This is a genomic window from Parabacteroides sp. AM58-2XD (assembly GCF_003463685.1).
GTDB lineage: Bacteria > Bacteroidota > Bacteroidia > Bacteroidales > Tannerellaceae > Parabacteroides > Parabacteroides segnis.
Window position 1 is genome coordinate 1 of the sequence record NZ_QSDP01000165.1, and the last position, 8,081, is coordinate 8,081.

An 8,081-nucleotide genomic window follows, 5' to 3' on the forward strand; every position below is an offset into this window, starting at 1 on the left:
ATTTTGCTAAACTCTTTATCTCATCCACCACCCTGCAAATATCATCATCCGTCAGTGTCGGACCAGAAGGCAGACAAAGCCCTTTATCAAACAATCTTTCCGAAGTCCCGTCCCCATAAAAAGGTGATTGCTTAAACACCGGTTGCAGATGCATCGGTTTCCACAAAGGGCGTGTTTCTATATTTTCATCTGCCAAATGTAACCGGACATCCTCACGATTAAACCCAGCCTTTTCCGGATCTACCAAAATACAAGTCAACCAGAAATTCGAATTGAAATCTTCCGAAGGATTCTGTTGTACCTCAATACCCGGCATATCCTTCAGCAACTCCGTATACAGCCGATGTATTGCCCTGCGTCGTGCAATATGTTCATCCAACACAAACATCTGTCCCCTACCGATACCCGCACAAATATTACTCATTCGATAGTTATATCCGATACATTCATGTTGGTAATGCGGAGCATTCTCCCTGGCTTGGGTAGCATAGAACATAGTACGTTTGGCCTGTTCTTCCGTCCGGCAAACCAAAGCGCCGCCTCCGGAAGTCGTAATCATCTTATTTCCATTGAATGATAAGGCGGCAAATTCTCCGAGGTACCACATTTCTGTCTCTTATACTCTGACCCCAAAGCTTCTGCTGCATCTTCCAAAACGGGTATTCCGTAATGAGAAGCAATAGCCATAATTTCATCCATTTTTGCAGGCATGCCGTATAAATGAACCGGGATAATTGCTTTCGGTAATTTTCCGGTTTTACGCAGACGATCCTTGATCGCTTCTTCCAAGAATAAAGGACTCATATTCCAAGTATCCTGTTCGCTATCTACATAGACCGGAGTAGCCGACTGGTACGCTATCGGATTGGCTGAAGCGGCAAAAGTAAAGGACTGGCAGATGACTTCGTCACCTGCTTGCGCACCAAGTTCGATAAGCCCCAGGTGAAGAGCGGCTGTACCGGCAGACAATGCGACCACGTGTCGGTCTTCTTTAAGATAGTCCGCTAACTCTTTTTCAAATGCATTTACATTGGGGCCTAAGGGGACTACCCAGTTGGTATCGAAAGCTTCTTTTATGAAGTCTTGCTCACGACCGGACATATGGGCGAGAGAAAGATAGATTCGCTTATTCATAATTATTTTTTGTGATTAAAATATCTTCATTTTTTCCAGACAAAGACAATAAATCTTTCAAATTATTTATTGCCAATTGAGGTAAATAAATTTCCAGACAAGAGAAATCCTGACTGTGGATATTCCGCCCATCATCTAATAAACAAATCGTTGTCCAACCTAAACGATTAGGAGTTATAAAATCCTTCCGAAGATTATCACCTATATAAAAAAAATCGGCATTAATATATTTATCTTGGAAAAATAGAAAATTCTTCTCCGAAGGTTTTTCAGAACCAAATTCTTCTGATATAACCAAATCATTATCATCTATAAACCGATCAAGTTCTAAGGCTTGATATTTATTTCGTTGTGTAATAGAACGCCCATCCGTTATCATACCTAACCTATAATTCAAACTCAAAACGTTCAATACACCTTCCGTATCATCATCCAAACAAATAACGGGAAAATGTAACCGATACATATCCAATAGATCATCCTTCGTCAGAGGCAAATCATAAGTTCTAATCAATAATGAAAAAACATCCGATTTATTTTCATAAGCCCTCAACATAAACGAATAGATATCCTTTAAAGAAAACTTCAACTCGACCCATCGAGCAATCTCCCGATAAGCCGAATACAAAAAGTCGATCTCTTTATATAACGTATCGTCCAGGTCAAACACGAATATTTTATTTTTCATAAACGATCACCTCGCTATCGTAGCGTAACATCAACGTATTGTCACGCCAAGTATCTATATATTCCAAGCTCTCTCCTTGTACATATTCCCGAACAATATATTCCGGAAAGTTTGCCCCTGCATAATAAGAAAGCGGATATCCACCTCCAAAACGCGGGTTTATTTCGATACCCACCACATCGTGGTCTGATTCCCTGTAGAACAATTGGATACAAATACAACCTATTACTCCTGGTAAATAATCCAACCGTTTTTTTAGGAACTGGACTAGAAAATTTTTTCTGGTAAAACCTTTGTTTATCTCACCGGCCCGAATCTCCACACGCTCACGAGGAATAATAGCTTTCACCCGATTATCTTTGCCATAATACATATCCACCGTAAACTCCTTATACTCACGCTTGTCTATGTATTCCATAAAGATCAATTTGGGATGATTCAAAATTTCCGGTGTTAATTCTTCCCTATTTCTTACTACAAACAAATCTTTACTTAAAGAACCATCATAAGGCTTGGCAAAAAGAGGAAATGTAGGATGGAACTTATCAATCGGAGCTGGTACATGTATATTATGTTCACTCAAAAATGTGCTTGTATTCCGTTTATCACGGCACGCTTGTATAAAAGCTAAGTCCGAAACAATTGGCTCTATTCCGTTTTTCTGAAACAATCCTTTATTCTCTGCCAAGACCAAAAGTTCGGTATCAATTGTTGGTATGATTATGCCTACCTTTTGTTCTTTACATATTTGCAATAATTTATCTATATAATCCGTTGCCGTAACTCTTGGAACCACAAAACATCCATCCGAAATAATCCCTGCGGGAGCCATATCCGGATTCATATCTGTGGTGAAGACTTTCGAATCTGAATAAAAGCGTTTCAATGTTTCTTGAAATTTTTTTGTAAGAATCACGCGTTTCCCTGCAGAAGTAATAAGTATATTCATCTCCATAGCTTAGTTGTTACCTGTAAAATATTCCATCGTTGCCTGCCCCGTTTGAGAAATTCCTTCACGAACAAAGACTTTCTTTATCGTTAAAAATATAATTTTCAAATCAAGTAAAAAAGAGCAATGATCCACATACCAAACATCCAGTTCAAACTTCTTTGTCCAACTAATTGCATTACGCCCATTAACCTGCGCCCAACCTGTAATCCCAGGACGAACTTCATGTCGACGTATCTGCTCTTTTGAATATAGAGGGAGATACTGCACCAACAATGGACGTGGACCAATTAATGCCATATCACCTTTAAGAACATTAATCAATTGCGGTAATTCGTCGATCGAAGTAGAACGGACAAACCTCCCGACTTTCGTCAAACGTTTCTCGTCTGGTAAAAGATTTCCATCTGTATCACGTTCGTCCGTCATGGTTTTGAATTTGATTACCTTGAATATTTTACCCTTTTTACCTGGACGGTCTTGTAAAAAGAAAGCACCAGCTCCTTTATTTGCAAAATGTAGCCAAAAGGTAATCAGAAGTAATGCAGGCCAAATAAGAGCCAATATGCAAAATACAAAAACGAAATCTATTATCCTTTTAAAAAAGCAAGAATACATATTTTATTTCAATGAAGACACTTCTTCCAAAAATGTAACAAACCTATTCGCTAATGACTTTCTTGAAAAATTAGTTTCAGCAAATACCCTGGCCCTTTGCCACATTCAGCTCTGTATGTATCATTGTCCATTAGTTTCATCAAGCCTTCGGCAAAAGCATTTGCATTATTAGGAGCAACAACCAAACCCAACTTGTTTTCTTGAATCATATCAGCAAGCCACCCCGGATAATTATTGAGTACAGCCAATCCTGAGGAAATATAATCAAAAAATTTATTTGGTGAAGTTCCATAATAAAATGCCGGAACATCAGATAATACCATCAGCCCCAAATCTGCTGATGCTACTATTTTATTTAATTCTTTCTTAGGCATCGGATCATAAAAGCGGCAATTATCCAATTGCTCCATTTGAGCCCGTTTCATCAAATGCGGTTTCATTTTACCATCACCAATAAAAGCCAAAACAATATCCTTTCTCCCCTTTTTCTTCAATACAGAAGCAGCATCCAACACAGCATCCAAACCATTGGCAATACCATGCGCACCTGTAAACACAGCCACTTTATCCGTAGCAGAAATTCCATCTAACGAAAGATTCACACGTGAAGACGGCTTGAATATTTCCAAGTCACAACCGTTAGGAATCATAGCAATACGCTTACCTGATTGGCTTCTTCTTTTAATTCCTTCACAAATTCCGGGAGAAAGACCCACGCATGCATCCGCACAATGATAACTTAGCCACTCCAAAACACTCATTCCCCACAGCAAGAAAGGATTCTTCATCCCCAAAGCCTTAGGCAATTCAGGCCACAAATCACGAACTTCAAAGATAAATTTCTTTTTCCGGAACAGCTTCATCACTATGCCCGGCACACCAGCAGTCAAAGGAGTGGAAGTGGCAAACAACAAATCATAATCTTCTTTCAATGCTATTTGAATACCCTTCCATCCAAATTTCACAAAAGTCCATGCTCTTTTCGCTATACCATCTTTATTAGAATATGGCAGAGCTATCTGAATCACATCTATACCATCGACCATTCCCCGATGAACATTTTTCATCTTCGTTTCCGGCAAATCCAGCTTTGCTGTTTCACCACAAACCATACAAACAGAATGGCCTTTGGCAATCAGATGCTTTGCCAATTCATAAGAACGCGTTCCTCCTGCTTGAGTGGGGATAGTAAAATGTTGATGGAAATAAAGTACTTTCATTTTATATAATTTGAAAAGTTGTTGTTATCGAATTATTTTTAGTTTGAAATTCAACCTGTCTACACTCAGACATTTGTCCATAATAATCAGAACACAATTGTTTTGTATCAACTGTCTCACCATTTGATTCCAAACGAATGTTGTCCTTATTTGTATGCCATAATTGGCGCATATTCATACCTTTCGGCTTACCATCCATATAATCCTCTATCTCCCACCTACATACATTTTTCCATTTTACAATTCTTCTATAATGTTTCATTTTTTTATTCAGATAAGTAAAACAGGAAACCGCCCCTTCAAATATGTAAGCATCCTCTGTCTCTTTCAATGAGCCTACTTCTGCCTGCGACCAATTATACCAAATAAATCGGGAGCCCTTCAACATCTGATCATATCCATCAAGCATTATTGTATTATGAGATTCAGTACCCATAAAATACCGAAGCAACTTCTCTGTTGTATTATATTTGTAACTGCCTCCATCAAATAACAAGTTTTCTCCCTGATACCAAATATCCAAATGCAAATTATCCGCATGCGCAGGCCGATCTTTATATTTTCCGCATCTGATAAAAGAAAAAGTATCTTTTTCACGAATACAATAATATCCCCCCGTCTCAAAAGAGATGCATCCCCACTGCTTTTTCACCGGCGGATACATGTATCGGTTTGCTTTCCACTCACACAAATACCATTCCCTATCTTCATATTGGCAATCATACAAATGTTCAGAAGTAAGTAAATAATGCAAAGCATCCAGTTGAGGACGATAGTCACGATAATCGCAATCGTTTAGTTTAAAAAACAAAGCTCCATCATTTGAACCGTAATTGGGCAACCAACCGGTTGAATCATCTTGACATTGATACAAAAAATTCACAGACCGATAAGCACGTTCATACACTTCCTTACAAAATAATTCCCCATTTCTATCTGCCAGCGTAATGGCCCATGTCAAAAGCTGAACCACCACCCGATGATAGTTCATACTGAACTGCAAATAAGTGCCATCTTCTGCCACCTGATATTTTATTTCCTCTTCAAACCATCTCTTTCCATTCTTTTTCCAATCTTTAGCTTCCGGAAATTGAGGAAACAGCATACCGACCAAATACAACGCCAATGTTTCCGTTATCGCATGATTATTACGAACAGCAATCCGAGAAAAGTTTATATTTGTACGTACATGCTTCATCTGCCCATAGACAGATTGAATGATTAACTTGAAAATATCTTCTGTCAATTCGGCTGAATCTTTATAATAGTAAAGGGCAAATACCCAATTCAAAACACGCAAAGAGATTTCCTGACTACATTTATAATTTGGACCGCAATTAAGAGGATTTTTATGAATCCAATCTTCTATTTGAGAGAACACAAAAGAAGCATGACTCTCACCGGTCTTTTGGTCATAGCGGATAATGTCATAAAGGAAGGAAAAACGAGACATTTCCCATACATATTTTATATCTCCTGCTTCAGGTACAATATCCTCAACTTCTGTCCAATGTGCCTTGACATCATATTTATAATTCGTATCAGAATTCGTCACCCAATCATAATCCTTACCAAGTTCATACCAAGTGGAAGAAAAGAAACAATATTCATTGCGTTTCATTCGAAACATCTTCACGGAAAGAGCTGAACTATCAACATCAGTCAATTCCACACTCTTTCTATTTAAAAAGAAAAAGGGCATCGCACACTTTTTCCAATCCGTTAATGACAAATATTCTTTATCGCCCCAAGAAGTAGGATATAATTTTTTCAGCACTCCCCCTTTACGACGCACTTCATACTGAACGCGAAATAAAAAGTATCTTACCCCCATGTTACAAAACAACTGAAAATATAAAGAATATTTATTCATAAAAAGAAACACTGAATTATTCTATATCAACCCACTTATTCTGCTTCAAGCTATCAATACAAGCAAATGATGCTTTTGTTGTATTTACAATTATTTGTTTCACAATTTATTTTCAACAAGAATATTTGTAATACAGATTCTCAACCATATTTTTCTCAGAAAGACAAACACTATATTTCACAAAGATTTGTATATATCCAATAATTGCTGAACCGTATGTTCTACAAAGGAAATCTTTATCGATTGAGACTGATCACGATTTTTGTAGAAATCAAGTACTTTCATCTCCAAATTTTCATAATTTCTATTCTTAAAAAGAATAACTTCCTTTGGTCTCCTACAAACATCACTTGCTATAGCAGAAGTACCGCAATACAAAGCTTCTTTAACAGATATACCTTCTATATCAGTAAATGTAGGTCTAATAAACAAATCCGACAACTTCCAGACCTCAAATCCATTGGGAATTTCTCTCTGAACAATTAAGATATTATCATCAATATCCATTTCTTTAATCAGAGACAGGCACTTTCGATAATATACCATATCTCCAATCATAGGCAAACAAAAAATAAGTCCCACATTAATATTCTTATCTTTTAAAGATTTTACTAATTGTATCAACAAATCAAAACCATATATATCAATACCATTTTCATAACGTAGTTTACAAGCATTTGCTGAAATTAAAAAAGCATGCTGCTTTCTAAAAGACAGTATATCCTCACTCAATCCCAAATATTCAGATTTACCTGGAGGCAAAAAAGCAGGCAATACATAAAAATTATTTTTTAAACAATGAAAATGCGAACATAATCTCAACATATAATTATCATCATTCAAAACAACAAAATCCGCTTTTCGAAGAAAGTTCTGAATAATTTTCTTTCTGATAAAAGAGGTTTCTTTTATCAAATTTTGGTTATGCAATGTAACACCAACCTTATGCCTTCTTCCCAATAAAATAAACAAAGCAAATGCTAATAGATTATTTGAATGTAAATGAATCACTCTCTTCTTTCTAAAAAGTAAAAGAAAAAATTCTAACCATCTATAAGACACCTGTTTCACATAAGGAACATTCGAAGCAGGAAGAGAGTTCCCAAAATTGCGCAATATTATAGAAGAATCTAATTTATGCAGATTATGAATCAATCTATATACATGTATCGAAACTCCACCAATAGGAGGAGGATATGATCCCCAAAGTTCTATTTTACAACAATTCTGTAATGCCATAATTCTAAATCTCAAATTAAGTTCTATCCTTAAACTTGCATTATAATTCATTTAATGGGCATAATTGAAATTAATCATCCCCCAAATGCTATTCGTATATTTTCAAAAAAGTATTTACTTGATTTTCCCAATAATAATTTGCTCTAACAATGGATTGCATATTAAGCAAAACCTTCAATCCTTCAGCTATATTTTCTTTATTTATTATTCTACAACAATATCCATTTTCTCCATTATGTACAACATGCGCTACACCTGCTGTATAATTAGTTAAAACTTTAACACCTAAATCTAAATACCTGCTGTATAATTAGTTAAAACTTTAACACCTAAATCTAAATATTCATACAACTTATTACT

The 8,081-nt window shown here is 36.4% G+C and carries 5 protein-coding genes and 2 pseudogenes; all 7 read right to left on the bottom strand.

Annotated elements, in window-relative coordinates; translation table 11 throughout:
* Positions 1-1,134 (bottom strand): annotated as a pseudogene (locus DXA15_RS23815) (DegT/DnrJ/EryC1/StrS family aminotransferase); the annotation flags it as partial.
* On the bottom strand, positions 1,127-1,804 hold the full coding sequence (locus DXA15_RS23820; RefSeq protein WP_233567597.1) for an HAD family hydrolase: 678 nt from the start codon (positions 1,802-1,804) through the stop codon (positions 1,127-1,129). The pseudogene DXA15_RS23815 and the gene DXA15_RS23820, both read right to left, overlap by 8 nt.
* A 7-nt stretch (positions 1,805-1,811) precedes the next feature.
* Positions 1,812-2,777, bottom strand: coding sequence for an ATP-grasp domain-containing protein (locus tag DXA15_RS23825; RefSeq protein ID WP_128135691.1), 966 nt, complete (start codon positions 2,775-2,777; stop codon positions 1,812-1,814).
* A 3-nt stretch (positions 2,778-2,780) separates the two neighbouring features.
* Positions 2,781-3,389, bottom strand: coding sequence for a sugar transferase (locus DXA15_RS23830; protein WP_128135692.1), 609 nt, complete (start codon positions 3,387-3,389; stop codon positions 2,781-2,783).
* Between the two features lie 3 nt (positions 3,390-3,392).
* Positions 3,393-4,609: pseudogene (locus tag DXA15_RS23835) on the bottom strand (glycosyltransferase family 4 protein).
* Position 4,610: 1 nt separating this feature from the next.
* Positions 4,611-6,482, bottom strand: coding sequence for an alginate lyase family protein (locus DXA15_RS23840; RefSeq protein WP_128135693.1), 1,872 nt, complete (start codon positions 6,480-6,482; stop codon positions 4,611-4,613).
* Positions 6,483-6,659: 177 nt separating this feature from the next.
* Positions 6,660-7,721 (bottom strand): glycosyltransferase, encoded by a 1,062-nt coding sequence (locus DXA15_RS23845; protein ID WP_128135694.1) that lies wholly within the window; start codon positions 7,719-7,721, stop codon positions 6,660-6,662.
* Between the last annotated feature and the right edge of the window lie 360 nt (positions 7,722-8,081).